This window comes from Paenibacillus sp. JZ16 (assembly GCF_015326965.1).
In the GTDB taxonomy this organism is placed as follows: domain Bacteria; phylum Bacillota; class Bacilli; order Paenibacillales; family Paenibacillaceae; genus Paenibacillus_AQ.
In genome coordinates, this window is the sequence record NZ_CP017659.1 from 4,170,870 (window position 1) to 4,188,695 (window position 17,826).

General features: G+C 47.6%; 16 protein-coding genes and 1 pseudogene. 8 read left to right on the forward strand and 9 right to left on the reverse strand.

Annotation, left to right across the window (positions count from 1 at the left end; translation table 11 throughout):
• The first annotated feature begins 24 nt into the window (after positions 1 to 24).
• Positions 25 to 1,116, forward strand: coding sequence for an acyltransferase (locus tag BJP58_RS19020; protein ID WP_194540163.1), 1,092 nt, complete (start codon positions 25 to 27; stop codon positions 1,114 to 1,116).
• Between the two features lie 6 nt (positions 1,117 to 1,122).
• Positions 1,123 to 2,286, forward strand: a complete 1,164-nt coding sequence (locus BJP58_RS19025) for a glycoside hydrolase family 18 protein (RefSeq protein WP_194540164.1) — start codon at positions 1,123 to 1,125, stop codon at positions 2,284 to 2,286.
• A 191-nt stretch (positions 2,287 to 2,477) separates the two neighbouring features.
• Here BJP58_RS19025 and BJP58_RS19030 read toward each other — a convergent pair whose 3' ends face one another.
• Both BJP58_RS19030 and BJP58_RS19035 read right to left on the reverse strand, forming a co-directional pair.
• A complete protein-coding gene (locus BJP58_RS19030; protein ID WP_194540165.1) occupies positions 2,478 to 3,005 on the reverse strand; it encodes a DinB family protein in 528 nt (175 codons plus the stop codon).
• A 128-nt stretch (positions 3,006 to 3,133) separates the two neighbouring features.
• A complete protein-coding gene (locus BJP58_RS19035) occupies positions 3,134 to 4,270 on the reverse strand; it encodes a VanZ family protein (protein WP_194540166.1) in 1,137 nt (378 codons plus the stop codon).
• A gap of 213 nt (positions 4,271 to 4,483) precedes the next feature.
• Here BJP58_RS19035 and BJP58_RS19040 point away from each other — a divergent pair, with 213 nt between their 5' ends.
• Both BJP58_RS19040 and BJP58_RS19045 read left to right on the forward strand, forming a co-directional pair.
• Positions 4,484 to 4,879 carry a MerR family transcriptional regulator gene (locus BJP58_RS19040; RefSeq protein ID WP_194540167.1) on the forward strand — a complete coding sequence of 132 codons (396 nt, stop codon included), beginning with the start codon at positions 4,484 to 4,486 and terminating at the stop codon, positions 4,877 to 4,879.
• A 17-nt stretch (positions 4,880 to 4,896) separates the two neighbouring features.
• Positions 4,897 to 5,745 carry an SDR family NAD(P)-dependent oxidoreductase gene (locus BJP58_RS19045; RefSeq protein ID WP_194540168.1) on the forward strand — a complete coding sequence of 283 codons (849 nt, stop codon included), beginning with the start codon at positions 4,897 to 4,899 and terminating at the stop codon, positions 5,743 to 5,745.
• Between the two features lie 50 nt (positions 5,746 to 5,795).
• Here the strand turns inward: BJP58_RS19045 and BJP58_RS19050 are convergent, their stop codons facing one another.
• The 3 genes from BJP58_RS19050 to BJP58_RS19060 all read right to left on the reverse strand — a co-directional run bounded on the left by BJP58_RS19050 (position 5,796) and on the right by BJP58_RS19060 (position 9,407).
• The gene (locus BJP58_RS19050; protein WP_194540169.1) at positions 5,796 to 6,785 is read right to left on the reverse strand and encodes a phosphotransferase family protein; all 990 of its coding nucleotides are present in this window, start codon (positions 6,783 to 6,785) and stop codon (positions 5,796 to 5,798) included.
• Between the two features lie 210 nt (positions 6,786 to 6,995).
• Positions 6,996 to 8,474: a protein adenylyltransferase SelO gene (locus BJP58_RS19055; protein ID WP_194540170.1), complete on the reverse strand. Its 1,479-nt coding sequence runs from the start codon at positions 8,472 to 8,474 to the stop codon at positions 6,996 to 6,998.
• Positions 8,475 to 8,666: 192 nt separating this feature from the next.
• A complete protein-coding gene (locus BJP58_RS19060) occupies positions 8,667 to 9,407 on the reverse strand; it encodes a Bax inhibitor-1/YccA family protein (protein ID WP_194540171.1) in 741 nt (246 codons plus the stop codon).
• Positions 9,408 to 9,735: 328 nt separating this feature from the next.
• Between BJP58_RS19060 and BJP58_RS19065 the strand changes: the two genes are divergently transcribed.
• Complete coding sequence (locus BJP58_RS19065) at positions 9,736 to 10,098, forward strand: helix-turn-helix domain-containing protein (protein ID WP_194540172.1); 363 nt, start codon at positions 9,736 to 9,738, stop codon at positions 10,096 to 10,098.
• A gap of 76 nt (positions 10,099 to 10,174) precedes the next feature.
• Here the strand turns inward: BJP58_RS19065 and BJP58_RS19070 are convergent, their stop codons facing one another.
• A complete protein-coding gene (locus tag BJP58_RS19070; protein WP_194540173.1) occupies positions 10,175 to 11,047 on the reverse strand; it encodes an SMI1/KNR4 family protein in 873 nt (290 codons plus the stop codon).
• A 266-nt stretch (positions 11,048 to 11,313) separates the two neighbouring features.
• Between BJP58_RS19070 and BJP58_RS19075 the strand changes: the two genes are divergently transcribed.
• The 3 genes from BJP58_RS19075 to BJP58_RS19085 all read left to right on the forward strand — a co-directional run bounded on the left by BJP58_RS19075 (position 11,314) and on the right by BJP58_RS19085 (position 13,856).
• Positions 11,314 to 12,759, forward strand: a complete 1,446-nt coding sequence (locus BJP58_RS19075) for a DEAD/DEAH box helicase (protein ID WP_071220599.1) — start codon at positions 11,314 to 11,316, stop codon at positions 12,757 to 12,759.
• Between the two features lie 94 nt (positions 12,760 to 12,853).
• Positions 12,854 to 13,288: a VOC family protein gene (locus tag BJP58_RS19080; protein WP_194540174.1), complete on the forward strand. Its 435-nt coding sequence runs from the start codon at positions 12,854 to 12,856 to the stop codon at positions 13,286 to 13,288.
• 10 nt (positions 13,289 to 13,298) lie between these two features.
• Complete coding sequence (locus tag BJP58_RS19085) at positions 13,299 to 13,856, forward strand: YdeI/OmpD-associated family protein (RefSeq protein ID WP_194540175.1); 558 nt, start codon at positions 13,299 to 13,301, stop codon at positions 13,854 to 13,856.
• A 114-nt stretch (positions 13,857 to 13,970) separates the two neighbouring features.
• Here BJP58_RS19085 and BJP58_RS19090 read toward each other — a convergent pair whose 3' ends face one another.
• The 3 genes and pseudogenes from BJP58_RS19090 to BJP58_RS19100 form a co-directional block, all read right to left on the reverse strand.
• Positions 13,971 to 16,073, reverse strand: coding sequence for a TerD family protein (locus tag BJP58_RS19090; protein WP_194540176.1), 2,103 nt, complete (start codon positions 16,071 to 16,073; stop codon positions 13,971 to 13,973).
• Positions 16,074 to 16,424: 351 nt separating this feature from the next.
• Complete coding sequence (locus BJP58_RS19095; protein ID WP_233354693.1) at positions 16,425 to 17,057, reverse strand: hypothetical protein; 633 nt, start codon at positions 17,055 to 17,057, stop codon at positions 16,425 to 16,427.
• 212 nt (positions 17,058 to 17,269) lie between these two features.
• Positions 17,270 to 17,772 (reverse strand): annotated as a pseudogene (locus tag BJP58_RS19100) (ankyrin repeat domain-containing protein); the annotation flags it as partial.
• Positions 17,773 to 17,826: the final 54 nt, after the last annotated feature.

A 17,826-nucleotide genomic window follows, 5' to 3' on the forward strand; every position in this document is an offset into this window, starting at 1 on the left:
GTGAAGGAGGCTGCCTGAAACAGCATGGTTCCCAATAAAAGAATTATCTATGTCGATATCCTAAGAATCCTATCCATTGTTGCCGTCATCATCCTGCACTACACAGCGGAGGTACTGACCAGCACGAATGATTTCCATTCCTCCTCCTGGTGGATCAGCAACGGGTTCAACTCCATATCCCGCTTCGCCGTGCCGGTCTTCTTCATGATCAGCGGGGCGATGATCCTGCGCACGAAGATTACATCCTACCGGGAGTTCTATGCAAAGCGCGTCGTACCGCTGCTCATTCCCCTTCTGACCTGGTCGCTCATCTATGGCTTGTACAATCAATACTATCTGATGCGAAGCAAGCTGAATGCCTATGAGTTCGTTGTTGACTTCGGGTATCGGCTGCTGACCGACCGGAATTATGTGCATCTGTGGTTCCTGTACGCCATTATTGCCATCTACATGACGGTGCCGCTGATGAGCAAATTTATCAAATCCTGCAGCGAGAAGGATCTCCGGTATTATCTGCTCCTCTGGTTCATCGTCAGTATCGCCTATCGCTTCATCTCGGATGCCGTATTTCGTGCAACGGATCAATACATCAACATTCCCATCATGAACATCCCGTTCTTCATGGGCTTCCTCGGCTATTTTATCCTAGGGTACTATCTCTTCCACTTTGAGCTGCCGCTCAAAACCAAGAGCATTCTATACAATCTGGGCATCATCTCGTTTTTCATCACGCCGGTGGCCACCTATTTTGTCTCGCTGCGCAGCGGTGTCCTGGATGAGATGTTCTACGGCAACTATTCCGTCACCACCTTCTTCATGGCTGTCGGTTTGTTTATCTTCTTTAAGGAGAAGGAAGCCCGAATCAGCAATCAAGTGAACCATAAAATCCAGAAATTGATCAGCTCGGTCTCCCGGGCGAGCTTCAGCATCTATCTGATTCACCTGCTGGTCGAGATGATGTTATCCGGCCGAACCGAGATCGAGGCCACGTTTCTGGAAGCCTCCCTCAGTCTGATCGTGAATATCTCCATCATCTTCGCCATCAGCTACATCACCGTCAAGGTGCTGAACCTAAGCAAGACGGCAACCTACATTCTATTCGGCGGGCGAGGTTAAAGAACGATGCGGATAACGATATATACGAAAATATTCATTGTGGTGCTGCTTGTCGGTATGGGTCTCTATTTCTATCAGATCTCCGCCGCGGAGGACCGGAAAATCACGGCAGTCTACGTGGAAGCCTGGCAGGATTACCGACACATCAAGTTATCGGAGAAAGGCGTGGACATCGCGTTTATCGCTTTTGCCAAGATTAAGGGAACGGATCTCTATTTCCATGAAGACAGCACAACCAACAACCAGATCAAAGAAAACATCAAGCAGTTGAAAGCGGCGAATCCGAAGACCCAAATGGTCCTGGCTATAGGTGGTTACGGCGCAGACGGCTTCTCCGACGCTTCGCTGGACGGCAACCGGTACCTCTTCACCGAGAGCATCATCAACCTGGTCAAGGAGCTGGATCTGGACGGCGTGGATATCGACTGGGAGTATCCGGCGTTTCATGCCTGGAATACGCAGAAAGCGCGCCCGGAGGATACGAAGAATTTCACCAGTCTGATGAAGGAGCTGCGCGAGAAGCTGTACAGGCTGCCTCACAAGAACAAGAAATATCTGCTGACGTTTGCCTCCGGAACCCAGGACTGGTATTTCCAAAACGTCGAGGTCAAAAAAGTGGAGAAATACGTGGATTACATCAACGTCATGACCTACGACCTGACAGGCAAGTGGTCCGACACCACCGGCTTTAACTCCAATCTGTATGTGGACAGCCAGGGGAAATCCAAGCATTCCATTGATGGAATTATCTCGATGTACCTGGACCATGATATCGACAGCCAGAAGCTGCTGCTTGGCGTCCCTGCTTATTCGTACGGCTGGAAAAACGTGAAAGAAGCCAAGGGCACCAAAGACGGACTCTTCGCTCCCGGAACGCCCATCGACATCGACAAGGTGAACCTCAATTATAAGCAGATCGAGAAAGCCTACCTGAACAAAAACGGCTTCACGCGTTATTACGACAACAAAGCGAAGGCCGCCTACCTCTATGACGGCCATACCTTCATCAGTTACGAGGATCAAGAAGCCTTGAAGGAGAAGGTGGCCTACATCCAGAGTAAGAATCTCGGAGGAGCGATGGTCTGGCAGTACTCTCAGGACGCGGAGGATGGCATCGTGAAGTATCTGACGGAGCATTTGAATGAGAGACAGCAAGACGACAAGCGGTAACATTCAAAACCTTTTCTAAGCTATCCTGGACAGCATCCTTACTGGGGTATGCGCCTGGCGTCACCACACCCCTACCGCAAAAAGCCGATGATCATCGCAGTCGAATGCGGATCATCGGCTTTTTAATATTTTCTATCAGACTCCCTCGAGTGCCTAATACGGTCGTTTTAAGAGCTTGCCTGCCAATCATATTATCGTCTCTTCAGGATTCCCAGATACTCGATCCAAGGCCCCACGTCATCTCGGTAACGCTCGGCCAACACCCGCACGATTTGAGAGGTATGCGTTAAATCGTGCACCACCCACGTCGACAGCAGCTCTCTCAACTTCACCACACCGAATGCCGGGTGCAGGCCCGTCCGTTCGAGATTAGGCCCGGATTCCATTAGATCCTTTAGTTTAACCAGGTTTTGAGCACGGATAACCTTAAATGCATGCAGCTTTTGATCGATAGATCCCCCTCCAGGTTCGTTTAAGTGAGCGTAACGGTCAAAGGGCGGAAACGGCTTGCCCTCCCCTTCCTGCAGCATAAACTCCAGCCGCGGTATCCAATTGGTCCGCTCACCTTCGATTAGGTGCTCAATCACTTCCATGGCATTCCAGGTGCCATCCCCTTCATGGCTCCTAAGCCACCCATCCGATAAACCGGATAACATGTGCTCCAAGGTGACGGGGGTTCGCTCCAGAATCTCAACGGCTTCCTTGATATCAAAATTCATAACCCTCAGCTCCCATCCGTTCCGTATTCACCATGCCACTTCCTATAGAAACCGGAATCGTCTCGATTTAATAACGTAATCGACTTATTCTTAGTTCCACATGAATTCGTATCCTATTTTTACATTGATCACTTTTCGCCCGTAATTCTAACAGCCTCTATGTGACTGTATCGATTAAAGTAAAGAGTTTTGTCCTTTTTGATCCATCTAATTACGATATGGCAGAAGATAAAGAACCATAACAGTCCTGTAAGGAAAGCCACTCCAATTGCAAAAAGGTTGGCTAGAAGATCTTCACCCATATGATTAGAAAATATCTCCGATAAAGCTGAACACAATAAAGGCAAATAGACAATGGCGTAACGTCGACTCAAACATCCTATCCAATTCCCCTTTTCCGGAAGTAATCTCATGCGAACGATCTTAGAACCCACCGTATTTCCTTTCCAAATCACAGGGATAACGACCATTAACACAAAGAAAACAATGGCAAAGATGATCTCGTCAACAAGTAATCCTGGACCCTTCAGCAACCCGAATATAAAGCCGGTTATCACTCTGGCAATCATAATATTTAGAAGAACCTCCATGAGCTGGGCACCAAAGGTTGCTTTTCTCTGGTTGTGAAAGAAGTGGCTTTGCTCACTAAGCGTTTCCCGCGATGGTATTAACACCAAAAACATGGGGGCGAGTATAAAGCCAAGTAAAGTCCCAACCGTATTCGTCAACAAATCATCTACATCAAATATACGGTAGGGGCATTCATAAAAGCCAAACAAAGCGGTTCGTTGGGTTATTTCAAAGAAAAGCGAAACCCCAAAGCCAATAAGAGCAGCATGAAACCATTTCGCTTTCCCCTTAAAAAAATACCTCAGAAACACACCTAATGGAAACAAAAGCAAAACATTAAAAAACATTTGATAAAAGGCCCGCGTTGTTAACAAATGGATATAACTCGAAGGGGCCGTCCAATGAAATCCGCTTTCGCGTTGAATATCCCGTATAAATTGAAAAGGGCGATATTGAGTAAAAATCGTGCCGGGATCCATTGAAGCACAATTATTCCGAGCGCTGGGGAGTGGAAAAATCACTAAGAAGAAAGCACTTAATCCATAAAAGATAAAACTTAAGATAAGTAATGTTCTCCAAAAGCTAAAGTACCCATGTTTACGATACTGATAAACCGCCCAAGGGAGCGTCAGAAAGGATGCTAATACAAAACAAATGGATAAAGCAATGAAAACAGGCATTACATAGGCTTGCATTTCATTCTCCCTTTCTAGAAGCAGCTAGTCTTTAGTGTTTATATAAGTATTTCCAAAAGATTGATCTGGCCATACTTTATAATCCAGTTCATCAAAGGGCACAGAGACGTAAATGATTTGATCTGTGAATAAAAATCGATATTGACTTGGTGTTAACACCAAGTTGTACGATAATAGGGCAAACCAAGCGCTGCTGCAGAAAGAGGTGCCAACATGGGAGACACATATTCCATCAAACAAGTATCTAAACGAACCGGCTTGACTGAGGATGCCATTCGCCATTACGAGAAGATCGGTCTCCTTCCTCCTCCCGCAAGGAAAGATAATGGCCATCGTGTATATCACATAGAGGATGCCGAAATTATGGAACTCATCACATGCCTGAAGAAGACAGGAATGTCACTGGAGGATATGAAAGCCTATGTGCATCTTCCCTTTAAGGAAAATATTCAATCCGTTCCGGAGCTGAACGCCATGCTCCAGAATTACCGTCAGAAAATTACCGAGCAAATTTCGGACCTGCAGCGCATTCTGCGGTTCATCGACGACAAGTTGATCCATAATCAGTCCCTGCTAAATCCCGATAGGGCGACCAGTGAAGAATCTTAAGTATAGGAGAATGACACATGACACATAAAAGAAATAATCGAGTCGCCTTGATCACGGGTGCAAGCTCCGGCATTGGCTTGGAGCTAACCAAGCGATTGTTATCCGAAGGCTGGCAAGTCCTCGCTTTGATCCGTTCTGCCTTTCCATCCGGTGATTCCCTTGTACAAGACTGCATTATGTCGCAGCAGCTGAGAATATACACGGCCGATTTGTCGGATTTCACGGATCTCCAAACCTCGCTGAATCAGATCAAGAAACACGAGGAGCATATCGACCTGCTGTTTAATAACGCAGGTGTTTCCTTTGGCCAATTATCCTACTCCAAACAAGGGCGCGAGATGCATTTTGAAGTAAACTCCGTGGTGCCTTATATCATCTTGATGGAAATGAAAGAGCTCCTAGCGAGAGGCAGCTTCAAAACGGTAATCAATACGTCCTCCAATGCGCTGCTGTATCTCAAACGGTTCGATTACACTACGTTGGCTTCCCCTACCGTGTTCAAAAAGCTGGTTGGACCTTACGCTGCAAGTAAATTAGCGCTATCGCTGTGGACTCAGGAGATCGCCAATTCCATACAGAAGGATGGCATTATGATCCGGAGTGTCTGTCCGGGAGCAAATAAAACAACCATCACCAACAACGCCGGAATGCCAAAATTTATGATCCCGATCCGCCACCTGTTCTTCTCTCATCCCAGTGAGGGAGCTTCACGTCTGTATGAAGCAGCGATAGGCAGTTCCCCACAATCGACGGGAGTCTTTCTCAACAAGGGGAAAGTAACGCCTTTGAAATTCTCGAGCCAAAGTACGGAGGTGCTTGGCATGGTAGAGCGGATCTATAGGCAGGAGTTTACCGCCCTTTCTTAAAACCCATGCAGCAGAGTTAATGGTGTTCAACCCATCTCATGAAGGACCTGTTAACGGGTTTGCTGCCATTCCTCGATGAAACGGATCGTGTTGCGTGCGTGATAATCAGCCAAATTTGAAGCAAATGCCTGATCCGGGAATCCACGGTGAAGCAGCTTCAAGCCGCCCGAGGTTAATGAGATATAGTGATGCAGACGGTAAAACAACATCCGATTCAAATCAAGCCCGGTTTGGTGGAAGTAAGGGTAATGCTTCCCGAATCGCAGCTCAAGAAACGTATGCTCATGCTCGATGTCAAAGTATTGCGCACCTTCAATATCAATGAGACAGGGCTCTAAACGGTCTGTAACCAGAATATGGTCAGGGCCCAACTCGCCGTGGATAAAGCCATAACGCCGACGGGAATCGATCCTGGATTCAAGCTCATGCAATATAGCGAGCAGCCTGTCGTGATTGTTCCGGATACTCTCGTTATGAAGGATGATGTAGGACAGCTGTTCCCTAGCGTTTTCCAACTGCACAAGATGGCATCGCTCCCGTTGATTCCAGCTTTGATCAGGCTTACCATAGTTTTGCCTGTGATTTGCATGCATGCGTGCGATCATGTTGCCCACCCGTTCAAAGACCTCATCCCGAACCCGTTGATCCGGATGCTGAAAGTAGGCTTCCGCCTTCTGTCCCTCCATATATTCGACTAATGCATAGTCAAACGGGTATCGCTCCCGTTCCGTGTGAAGATTATATAGAGCAGGCGTCGAAATACCATGCTCCTTTAACCATCTGTTATTGATTTCGAACGAATGCCCGCCAAAGGATCGTTCATGCACACTTTCGTTCCCTATTTCTTCCTGAAAATAATTCTTCGTCAAGTCCCACACATACAACACGCAGGAGAATCCGTTTTGACACTGGATCTTATAGACAACCTTTTGCGCCCCGCCATGCATCCTCGTGACATCCGCCACAACATAACCGGTACCCAAAACCTTTCCGACATACTCCTGTACATCTGTTTCATCGAGGTGACAAGTCCAACTCATGAGACCACGCTCCATTTCATTTGGTTTTGCCGGCTTCCCCACTCTATGGCATTTCCGGGCAAAAATATAGACTGTTTCTTTCGGCTCTGCTATGATGTTGAATAAGGTCTCGAATAAAATAGCCATACGATGAATAGCCCTTGGACACCGGTCCAAGGGCTTTTGTGATAGTACCCGATTCATGCTCGCTATTGGAACGTTCCGCTATTCTTACGTGCCGCAGAAGGTTCGGTAAGGACGCGACAACTCCGGCACGATAGCATATTCCGCTTGTTCCGGCGAATGCGCATATGGATCGGACAGCGCATGAAGCAGCTGCTCCATCACGCTGTAGTCCCCCTCCTGCTCCGCTGCTTCCAGCGCTTCCTCCACCCGATGGTTCCGGGGAATGACCGCAGGATTGCTGCTGCGCATTAATTGATGGGATTGTTCCTTCGATTCCTGCTGGCTGCCAAGTCTCGCCTGCCATCGCTCATACCAGGAAGCCAATTCGGGGGTGCCGTTTAGAGGCGTATCCTCCAGCTTGTCAAACGTTAACGCACGAAAGGTATTGGTATAATCCGCCTGGTGATTTTTCATCATCTTAAGGAGGTCTTCGATCAGGGATTCGTCATCCTCCTCTTCTTGGAAGATCCCCAGCTTGGCTCTCATGCCTGCAAGCCACTGCTCGTGATACAGATCGGTAAAACTCCCAATCGCACCCTCGGCCAGCTTGACGGCCTGTTCCTCTTCTTCATGTAGCAGTGGCAGCAGGGATTCGGCCAATCTTGCGAGATTCCAAGCCGCAATATACGGCTGGTTCACATAGGCATAGCGGCCTTGTGAATCGATGGAGCTGAATACCGTATTCGGGTCAAAGTTATCCATGAAGGCACAAGGGCCATAATCAATCGTTTCGCCGCTGAGGGTCATATTATCGGTGTTCATCACCCCATGGATAAATCCGACGAGCTGCCACTTGGCGATTAGAGCGGCCTGACGCTTGATGACCTCCTGAAGCAGGACAAGATATCGGTTGGCACCGTAACCAACGTCAGCCTCCGGGTAATGCCGCTGCAGGGTGTAGTCTGCCAGAATCCGCAGATCCTCGGTTGTACCCGCTCCCCTTACGTATTGAAATGTGCCCACTCTCACATGACTCGAGGCCACGCGGGTCAGAATCGCACCCGGCAGCTCCCTCTCACGAGTGACAGGCTGGCCGGTGGACACCACCGCCAGGCTGCGGGTAGTCGGTATCCCCAGCGCATGCATGGCCTCGCTGATGATATATTCGCGCAGCATCGGACCCAGAGCCGCCCGACCATCTCCTCCACGGGAGTACGGGGTCCGGCCCGAGCCTTTAAGCTGAATATCCATACGCTCATCCTGCGGCGTGATTTGTTCACCCAACAGAATCGCACGGCCGTCGCCCAGCATCGTAAAATAACCGAATTGGTGCCCGGCATAAGCCTGTGCGAGCGGTGATGCCCCCTCGGGTATCTCGTTGCCTGCGAGCATCGCTGCACCCTCTGGGCTCTTCAGCCCCTCGGCGTTTAAACCCAGAGATGCCGCCAACGGCTCATTAAGGATTATCAGCTCCGGTGAGCGCACAGGCGTGGGATCTTGTTTTGTAAAAAAGGACTCCGGCAGCTTGGCATAACTGTTCTCAAAGTTCCAACCTATATCGATCATGGCTTTCTTATTGGTCATGGGATCTCCTTCTTCAAGCAGTATGATGATGACAGTATCTACTTATTATTTAAACACAAGTCGCTCTTTGTAGGGTTTACTGAAGGAAATTTATTATTCGACTGTTTCAAAGGCCATATCCTTTCTGATATCTTAAAAAAAATCGCTGTCGAGAATGCCCCGACAGCGATGTTGACCGTACCCATCCAGATATTAATCCCGATTCGCCAGCTTCGCCAGCAACCGGATAATTTCGATATACAACCACACGAGTGTAACCAACAAACCGAAAGAGCCGTACCATTCCATATATTTGGGTGCACCTTGCTGTGCTCCCTCTTCGATAAAGTTAAAATCGAGTATGAAATTCAGGGCTGCAATAATGATGATGACAACCGAAATTCCGATGCCGATCGGGGTGCTGTCATGCAGGTAAGGCACCGCCACACCGAACATGCCCAGAACGAAGCTAAACAGGTATACAAGTGCAACGCCGATGGTTGCTGCGATAATACCCTTTTTGAAGCCTGCGGTTGCCCGGATCAGACCTGTTTTATAAGCGAGCAGCATACCGAGGAATATGCACATTGTCAGTAAAGCCGCTTGTAATGTAATTCCATAATACAGATATTCATAATGAGCCGATAATGCACCGAGGAAAAACCCCTCCACGATCGCATAGATCGGTGCCAAGTAAGGGGCTGCCTTCGGCACAAAGCTGATGATCAGTGCCAGAACAAAGCCGCCTATCGCTCCCCCGATCATGAACGGGAATACATCATACCCGTTAAAATACATAGCCCATGAAATGACCGCTGCCCCGATCAGCAGCGCGAGCAGCATGAACGATTTATTCACCGTTCCGCCAATCGTCATCGTTTCCTGGCCGTTGTAATACCCACTCTTCTCAAATGTTTCTTCGTTTAGTGTTGGATTTCCACTGCGCCCTATCAATTAAATGCCTCCCTAACTTTCTTTTTTGTATCCATTTTAGCATAGGTTGGAATATTTTGGGATACAAAAAATATAGCATCACGGGTGAATTGGAATTGGGATCAATTCAATAACTCTATTGATGAAGCTGATAAAATCCATAGATCTGAAAATCATGAAGATCTTCTTCTGCAATCCACACCATTAGTCTTTTTTGTGCTACGCATCGAACTTCCTTTTTGTTCCCGCAAACATCCATACTCTTAGTGTATATAAGCACTATTTACAATAAAATATTGAATATTATATTCTGTTTGTTGCCATACTACTTCTTTAATCTGAAATAGAGGTGGTTAAAGATGCTCCTAAAAATGATAGGCGAACGAATCAAGCAGCTCAGAAAAAAACAGGGAATGACCAGGAGGAACTAGCAGAAAAGGCTGGGATAAACGCCTCTTACATAGGAACGGTAGAACGCGGGGAACGAAATATATCCATTGAAACACTGGAAAAGATCATCGAGGGATTAGGAGTATCGTCAGCAGCTATGTTCCAGTTCCACGAGACAGATAGTCTGGATACCGCAAGTGAGAAGGCAGAGGTCCTAGAATCCATCAGCTCGCTGCTTTATTCTCGTACATTGTCTGAAAGCAAGCTGCTCTTTCGTGTACTTAAAGACATCGTGGATACACTGGATCATCGGGAGAACTAATCAACCCCCATCTTTACATATACAAAGAAAAAGCATCTCCCACGGTAGGAGATGCTTCATTCATTTTATGCTTATGTTATTGTTTCAAGCCGCCAACGAAAGCCTCGAAATTCGCAGCAAGGCGGGTTATTTTGTAATCATTAGCCTTGTCCACATGGATGACTTCAGGCTCCCCGTCATTTCCGGATGAACGGTAGTCCAGCATCACGACCTCGGACTGGGAAGGACAATCGCAAATGACCACACCAATCTCAGGATATCCGCCATGCTCTATCATATAGCGGCTGCCCAAGCTTCCGCACAATGATTTTTTCTTCTCTCGTCCAATGCCCAAAATACCTGTAATTTCAATATAATCCTGGGCTCCATCTCCGATAGGAAACTTCCGGTTGCGGGGAATCCCGCCATTATGTAATTTCATTGCTTGGATATAAGAGGCGGGAAGTTTGAAGACCAGTGCTTCCTCCACGGATTCAATCAATTCATCCGTAGGCGGAGCCGACACGTATTGGTCTGCCTCAAGCGCGCCATCATCCCAGAAATTCAGCACATCGGGGTCCGTATAAGACACCGCATTGGGTTCCTTAGCAGGTTGCGGAGCGGTTTTGTTCCGAATCCACTCCAGAAACTCCAACGTATCTTCATCGCCGGGATCCAGGTGATCGGCCACTTCAAATGCTTTGCGAGCATCTTCATACCGCTCCAAATAGTAATAAGCAAGGCCTATGCGGTAATGCCATAAGGGATCATCCTTGCCCTCTTCTTGAATGGCCAGGAATTGCTCAACCGCCTCTTCATAACGTTCAAGATTATTCAACGCTCTGCCCAAGTGACTGATCAGCACATAATCGCGATCTTCCGCAGGAATCTCCGTAATCGCATCTACGATCTCTTCAAATTCATCCTCTTCATGCCACTCTTCCAGCTGCTCTATTAGCTCCTCACTCATCGTTTCACGCCTCCCACACTAATCATCCTTTCTGAGATTATACCATTCCGGCATGTCACTCTCCAGCATAGTGAAGCTAGCGATGCATACTATGCCCTTGTACGTGATTATGCTCTATTTGGATCTGCTTTACGATCCCTTCTGGTTAGAATGTATAAATTTCAATATCAAAACCAGATTCACAGTATAATAAATGAGCATACTGTAGATGTACGGTGAGAGCCGGTATATATAGGTATTCGAATATAGCGTAGAAGAGGTTGAAGATGAGTAAGAAACACTTTACGGATTATCAATTAAGCGAATCGATTGTGAAAGCGCTGAATAGCTTGGGCTATGAGACACCGACGGAGGTACAACAGGAAGTCATTCCGGTTGCGCTTGAGAAAAGGGACCTGGTGGTCAAATCACAAACAGGTAGCGGCAAAACAGCTGCTTATGGGATCCCGCTCTGCGAGCTAGTGGATTGGAATGAGAATAAGCCGCAGGCATTAATCCTGACGCCAACCCGCGAACTGGCGTTACAGGTCAACGAAGATATCACGAATATTGGGCGTTTTAAGCGAATCAAAGCAACACCTCTTTTTGGGAAACATCCTTTTCACATACAAAAAGCCGAGTTAAAGCAAAGAACGCACATGGTTGTGGGTACGCCGGGACGTGTGCTGGACCATATGGAACGCGGATCGCTCTCACTGGAGCGGATTGCTTATCTCGTCATTGACGAAGCGGATGAGATGCTGAATATGGGCTTTATTGAGCAGGTTCAGTCGATTATTCAACGGCTGCCGCGTGACAGGGTCACCATGTTATTCTCCGCTACGTTTCCTGAGGATGTGGCCAATTTGGCCCACAAATATATGAACCATCCTGCCCACATTGAGATTCAAGCAAGCGGTATAACAACTGCCACGATAGAACACGAGCTTATTCAGGTGATGGAGACGAGGAAACTCGCCCTTCTTCAGGATCTGCTCATTGTTGAGAGTCCGGAGAGCTGTATCGTGTTCTGCCGTACGCAAGAGCATGTGGATAATCTATTCAGATCATTGGCTGATCTTGGCTACCCATGTGATCGTATTCACGGTGGAATGGAGCAGGAAGAGCGTTTCGAGGTCATGAATGCGTTCAGAAGAGGGCAATTCCGTTACTTGATAGCGACGGATGTAGCCGCCAGAGGTATCGATATCACGAATATCACTCATGTGATTAATTACGATATCCCGCTTGAGAAGGAAAGCTATGTTCATCGCACGGGACGTACGGGACGAGCAGGCAAAACCGGTAAAGCGATTACTTTCGTCACACCAAGGGACGATAGAAGATTAGCCGACATTGAAGAGTATATTGGGTTTCCCATACCAGTAGTGAAAGCTCCCTCCAAAGAAGAAGTCGATCACCGGCGAGAAGCTTTCGGGCACAAACTAAGAATCCAACCCGAGCTGAAAAAGGATAAGCGTGAGCAATTAAACAAACAAATTATGAAGCTTAACTTCAATGGCGGCAAGAAAAAGAAGCTTAGAGCCGTAGACTTTGTCGGAACGATTGCCAAGCTTGAAGGGGTAACCGCCGACGATATTGGGATTATTACGATCCACGATTTTGTGACGGATGTTGAGATTCTGAATGGCAAGGGACCTCTTGTGCTTGAAATGATGAAAAACACGACGGTAAAAGGCAAACTGTTAAAGGTGCGCCAAGGGAATAAATAAAACTTGTAGGAACACTGACATAACGCCGTCAGTCATCGCAGCTCATAATAGCTATAACAACCATCATAACGGGTTTTAGGAGGAAGTATAAATTATGAGCACACATCCAACTTTACGAGGATTTGCGACCATCAGTTACTGGGCGGACGATATGGAAGCGGCAAAGGCTTGGTATTCGGATCTGCTGGGTATAACACCTTATTTCGAACGTTCGGGACCCGATGGTCAACTGGCCTATGCCGAATTTCGAGTTGGAGACTACCAGCACGAGCTGGGTCTCATTGATCGCCGTTTTGCCCCTGCACAACCAATGTCCGGCCCCGGCGGAGCGATCATGTACTGGCATGTCGATGATATAGAAGCCACCTTCAGCCAATTGAAATCCATGGGTGCTAAAGAGTACGAGCCGCTCGTACATCGGGGGGAAGGCTTCATCACGGCATCTGTTACAGATCCATTCGGCAACGTGCTCGGTATTATGTACAATGCTCACTATCTAGAGATGCTGAATTCACGAAGCCAGGGGTGACCCAAAAACCATGGAAATCGATAAGTCGGTACACGTGCAGACTCGGCAGGATTGGCGGAAGTGGTTAAGCGATAATCACCGTGCTGAAGATTATTGTTGGTCGATCATTACCGATCCTTCCGTAAATTATCTGGATTTGGTTGAGGAAGCCTTATGTTTTGGCTGGATTGACAGCACACGTAAAAAAATGGATGCCACGCATACAGCACAACGATTCTCACCCAGGAAGAAAAACAGCAACTGGTCAGAGCTCAATAAAGAGCGTGTCCGACGGTTAGAGCGATTAGGCCTCATGACTGAAGCAGGAAAGAAAGTACTTCCTGATATGAGGACCGAAGCTTTTGTAATTCAAGAATCTATATTGATGGAGTTGCAGCAGGATGAAGAGCTGTATCACAACTTCAAAGCCCTGCCAGAGCTGTATGTTAGAGTCAGGATCGACAACATCCAGTCCGTGCAGAGCGACGCAGGTCTGTATCATACACGATTGGATAAATTTATAGAACATACTCGTATGAATAAAATGTATGGAAAATGGAATGATGATGGTCGTCTTTTAGGGAAGTAAACCTCCTCAAAGCCGAAACTATGCTTCACCTTCTATGTTACTTCACGCTCCAGCCCCAAAAGGAGCAGCGTAAGCTGCTCCTCATTCATCATGACCTCCCACTTCCATCCACTTTTACACCACATATTCCGCCATAATCTGCTCAATATCGAATGGAGTAACCCCATTTTCCACCGAAAAGATCGTTTCCGCTTGATCCGCTGTATCTACCGACTCTCCTCTTGCCTTGGCATGCAGTATGAAAAGATCATACAGGTCAGGTTTCCGTAGGGTTGTCATGGCTTTGCCCATCAAAACCATCCCCTTCTGATTCCCTTCTACGTTGTTGTAGTAATGTGGATGTCTCGTCAGGGACAGATCGGTCCAGATAACCGTACGTTCCACCAAATCCAAGATAACAGGAATAGCGATCTGCGTATCTGCGGCGACATCGATTTTATTAGCCACCGTCGAGGGCTCGAATATTTCACCGGAACCGGGTTTCTTGCGCATCATCCAGCCCACGAAGCACTCCGGCAGGTTGCAGTACGGTTGATTCGTAAACGAATGAAGAGTCGCTACAATATAACGCCCCCCATATTGGACGATGGATGGAATATGCAAATCAATGAACTCGCATGCTCCTTGAGGCGCCGACACGATGTCTCCGCTGTGGACAGCCTTGTAATTGGAAGACCGCAGATTCGTATAAGAGATATGCTCGACATACTGCCAATCTTGATCATACATGACGGCGGACAGGTCAATATCCACGCGGCCCGTAGGCTCCCCGTCAACCCGTCCTTCCTTCCACCAGCTGAAGAAACGGATGGTATCCCCTTCCGTCATCGGCATGCGGCTCCCCCGAACTATCGTATGCAGGGCTTTGCTTGCCGATCTCTGGGAGAACGGCACGTGATAGTCCTTTAAGCGCTCGTCGACATAGGCCTTTCCTAAGGGCGGCAGTGCGGCAAACCGCTGGATCAACGCCTGCTCGCATACCTGCACGATGTTCCGGCATGCCGCTTCATCAATCTGCGGGAGCGTATGGGGTACGGCAAAGGCTTTCGCCACATTTCCTTTTGGAAAAAAGACGCGCAGCTCTTGAGGCTCACGGCGGCGGGCAAAATGCTCCTTCACTTGCAGCAATACCGGCGTCGATACTTGACTCGCGACTTCGCCAAAAGCCATTGCAACATACTCCGTATGTTCGGTGGATCGCAATAACTGATCCAATCTGCGGGCAATTTCCCCCGGACGCTGCATCAACAGATCAATCAAATTCCAGACCTGGTTGTACTGAAAAGCAAGCTCCACACTCCCGTTATACGTGGTAAAGGGCTTACGATTGCGTAAAATATCAAAAGCTTCCTCGCAGCGTATATACCGATGCTTATATTCGGATGGATGCAGAATTTCACCCAAACGAATCCAGCGGTCCTTAAATTTGAGCATATCCTCCGTTATCGGATGGCAGCGTTCCAGCAATCCGAGCATCAGTCGTCTTTCACGCCGCTTAAATTTACGAAACCGCGTGGCTTCCGCCAGACTGACATCTCCGTCTGACCACGCCACCGCCAGACGAAGGACATCGGTTGCGGTTTTGAAATAACGCCCGATCAGCTCCACATTCCCCTTGTCATGCTTCATTAATGAGGCTGCCACGAATCCCGCATTCTCCTTGAACGGAATCTCGGGAGGAAGAATGGCTTCCAGCTCATCGGGATCTGCATGCTCGATAACGGTCTCAATATCCTCTTTATCTGTTTGGGAGATGGAGCCTTTAGCCTGGATAAGCTGACGTATCGTGGCATAGAAGTCCGCTTTGCTCCCCAGGTCAATAACCTTCAGTTTGACTTCGTCCTGCAACGGAGGTCTCTCCTCAAGCTCATACTCAGGCAAGTCCCATGTAAGATAATGATAAATGGCATTCAGATAGAGCTCCGCATCTTCCTCATCCATCACCTGTTTCGGGAAAGCAGGATACATCGGCTCATATTTCACATGCGCACCTACCAGCACCCTTAAATCATTAATGAGTGGTTGATAAAACGCTTCAAACTGCTCCTTGGATAAGGTACGAATCGCGTGTAATAGTGGATATGAGAACGCGAAGCCAAGGTGTTCAATGTTGTTTATGGCCGTTGCCAAATAAGCTTTCGAGAGCCGACCCGGCCCTTGGCCTTCGCTTACAATCAATTTGTTCGCTCTTCGCAAATAAATGGTATTCATCATCATAAAAGAGTCCAGGAGAGCCATATCCCTAATGTCATTAAAGGAATAATAGAAGGAAGGAATATGATAGCCTGGACGCCTCCTCTCTTGAATAAAACTCCTTCAGGAAAGCTGCGACCCTAGGTTCTCCAATTGAAATAGAAGGAAGGATCACAATAGCCTGAAGGCCAATGGTTCAAAGTCCAAGACCTCAAATCTTTGATGAACCCATCATCCCATACCCGATAGCCGGCCAACAGGGCGAAAGTATTACGACTTTGGAAAATGAGGAATGATTTCACTCTCATTCGTGATAAAAAAAAGCGACGGCCGCAGGTCCCGGCAATCGCTTTTTGGGTAAATTGTTATTTATATTTATGAGAACTGCCAGAAGCCCGCTATCAGGTCCTGAACGTCATTCGTGGTGATTTTGGCGTAAATATACAGAGCTCCAAAACCAAAAGGATAACTGCTGTCCTCTCGGAGCAGCGTCTCGGGATACCCTTCCTCGTCTACCTGCAACAAAAAGGAGAACCCTTCCTCCCTCAGCCTCTCCGAATAATAATCTTCATCTTGAACCAGTCTCGGACTCCCGCCGAATTTGACCAGGAAAGACTGATCGATCGACTGGAAGTCGCTGCATGACTCTGGATGCGAAATAAGATGTTTGATTAGGCCCGGGTGCGCAACATGATCGTTCAAGCTCTCGTCGGTCATCGGATGCTCCATCACCTTGATTGAGCAATCGGGGTATTGATTGTGCTCCACGTATTCCTCATAGTCATTAGGGATGAAAATGGAGATCATAGATGCTGGCTTGAACGGATGAACGAGACTTAAATAAAAGTAATAGTTCTGGTCGCCATCATGGATCGTATCCGCTTTGTCGTCGAAATAGGCCGGGGCATTGCCGCCGATCCAGCCCGCGGCATGTTCGGATGAACATGGGCTTGCGGAATAAAGTATACTTTCTGTTCTCTCTTCTAAAATGCTCCTGAAATGATTCATAGCCATTTTCCTGAATCCCTGACGTTTACGGATTCATCCCCTTTCTAAGTATTGCTGGATCTAAGCGTCACGAAACTAAATGGCAGGCTATCCACACAGTGGTAAGAACCGTCATCCCGATCGTAAATATCCCCGCCTTTCAAAAAGGCAACTTTATCGAAGTAAAGCATATGACGATAGACAATGAGTTTAAATTTGAGGTTGCAGGTGCCTCCGACTTTTCTCTCGATTATATCCGTCAGTGCAAAGAAGTCGATATACCCGATTTCATATTCATTCTGCGATAGCTCAAGCCGCAACTGGTCTCCTGTCAGAAAGCGAACGAGTTCATCGGTCAATTTATATTTTTTCAGCGCATACTTCTTGTTCTCTAAACTATGATATTCAGCCGGCTCCAGCGATTTCAAATAGTACGCCAAGGCGGTATCTTTATTACTCACAGCAATCGCATAAGGTTGTTCCCCGTCTTTTTCCGCTATCGTCACGTCCGCGCCTCGCTCAATTAAATGCTTAACCATGGCAAGATTCCCCATCCGCGCAGCAATCGTTAACGGAGTCGCTCGATAAGGATAGACCATATCGGGCTGATTATAATTGATGTCCGCCCATAATCGAGTAGATAATCGAGGGTCTTATAATCATGGTCCGACACGGCTTGGCGCAGTACAACGCTGCCATGCAGCTTGATATCCAACCCCAGCTCATGAATGAGCGGATCTTATCCACTTCGGCGCCACGACAGCTGCCTTGGTGCCGATACGATGTACAT

Coding starts and splice junctions, on each gene's coding strand:
- BJP58_RS19020 (WP_194540163.1), top strand. CDS start 25: ATGGTTCCCAATAAAAGAATTATCTATGTCGATATCCTAAGAATCCTA.
- BJP58_RS19025 (WP_194540164.1), top strand. CDS start 1,123: ATGCGGATAACGATATATACGAAAATATTCATTGTGGTGCTGCTTGTC.
- BJP58_RS19030 (WP_194540165.1), bottom strand. CDS start 3,005: ATGAATTTTGATATCAAGGAAGCCGTTGAGATTCTGGAGCGAACCCCC.
- BJP58_RS19035 (WP_194540166.1), bottom strand. CDS start 4,270: ATGCAAGCCTATGTAATGCCTGTTTTCATTGCTTTATCCATTTGTTTT.
- BJP58_RS19040 (WP_194540167.1), top strand. CDS start 4,484: ATGGGAGACACATATTCCATCAAACAAGTATCTAAACGAACCGGCTTG.
- BJP58_RS19045 (WP_194540168.1), top strand. CDS start 4,897: ATGACACATAAAAGAAATAATCGAGTCGCCTTGATCACGGGTGCAAGC.
- BJP58_RS19050 (WP_194540169.1), bottom strand. CDS start 6,785: ATGAGTTGGACTTGTCACCTCGATGAAACAGATGTACAGGAGTATGTC.
- BJP58_RS19055 (WP_194540170.1), bottom strand. CDS start 8,474: ATGACCAATAAGAAAGCCATGATCGATATAGGTTGGAACTTTGAGAAC.
- BJP58_RS19070 (WP_194540173.1), bottom strand. CDS start 11,047: ATGAGTGAGGAGCTAATAGAGCAGCTGGAAGAGTGGCATGAAGAGGAT.
- BJP58_RS19075 (WP_071220599.1), top strand. CDS start 11,314: ATGAGTAAGAAACACTTTACGGATTATCAATTAAGCGAATCGATTGTG.
- BJP58_RS19080 (WP_194540174.1), top strand. CDS start 12,854: ATGAGCACACATCCAACTTTACGAGGATTTGCGACCATCAGTTACTGG.
- BJP58_RS19085 (WP_194540175.1), top strand. CDS start 13,299: ATGGAAATCGATAAGTCGGTACACGTGCAGACTCGGCAGGATTGGCGG.
- BJP58_RS19090 (WP_194540176.1), bottom strand. CDS start 16,073: ATGATGATGAATACCATTTATTTGCGAAGAGCGAACAAATTGATTGTA.
- BJP58_RS19095 (WP_233354693.1), bottom strand. CDS start 17,057: ATGAATCATTTCAGGAGCATTTTAGAAGAGAGAACAGAAAGTATACTT.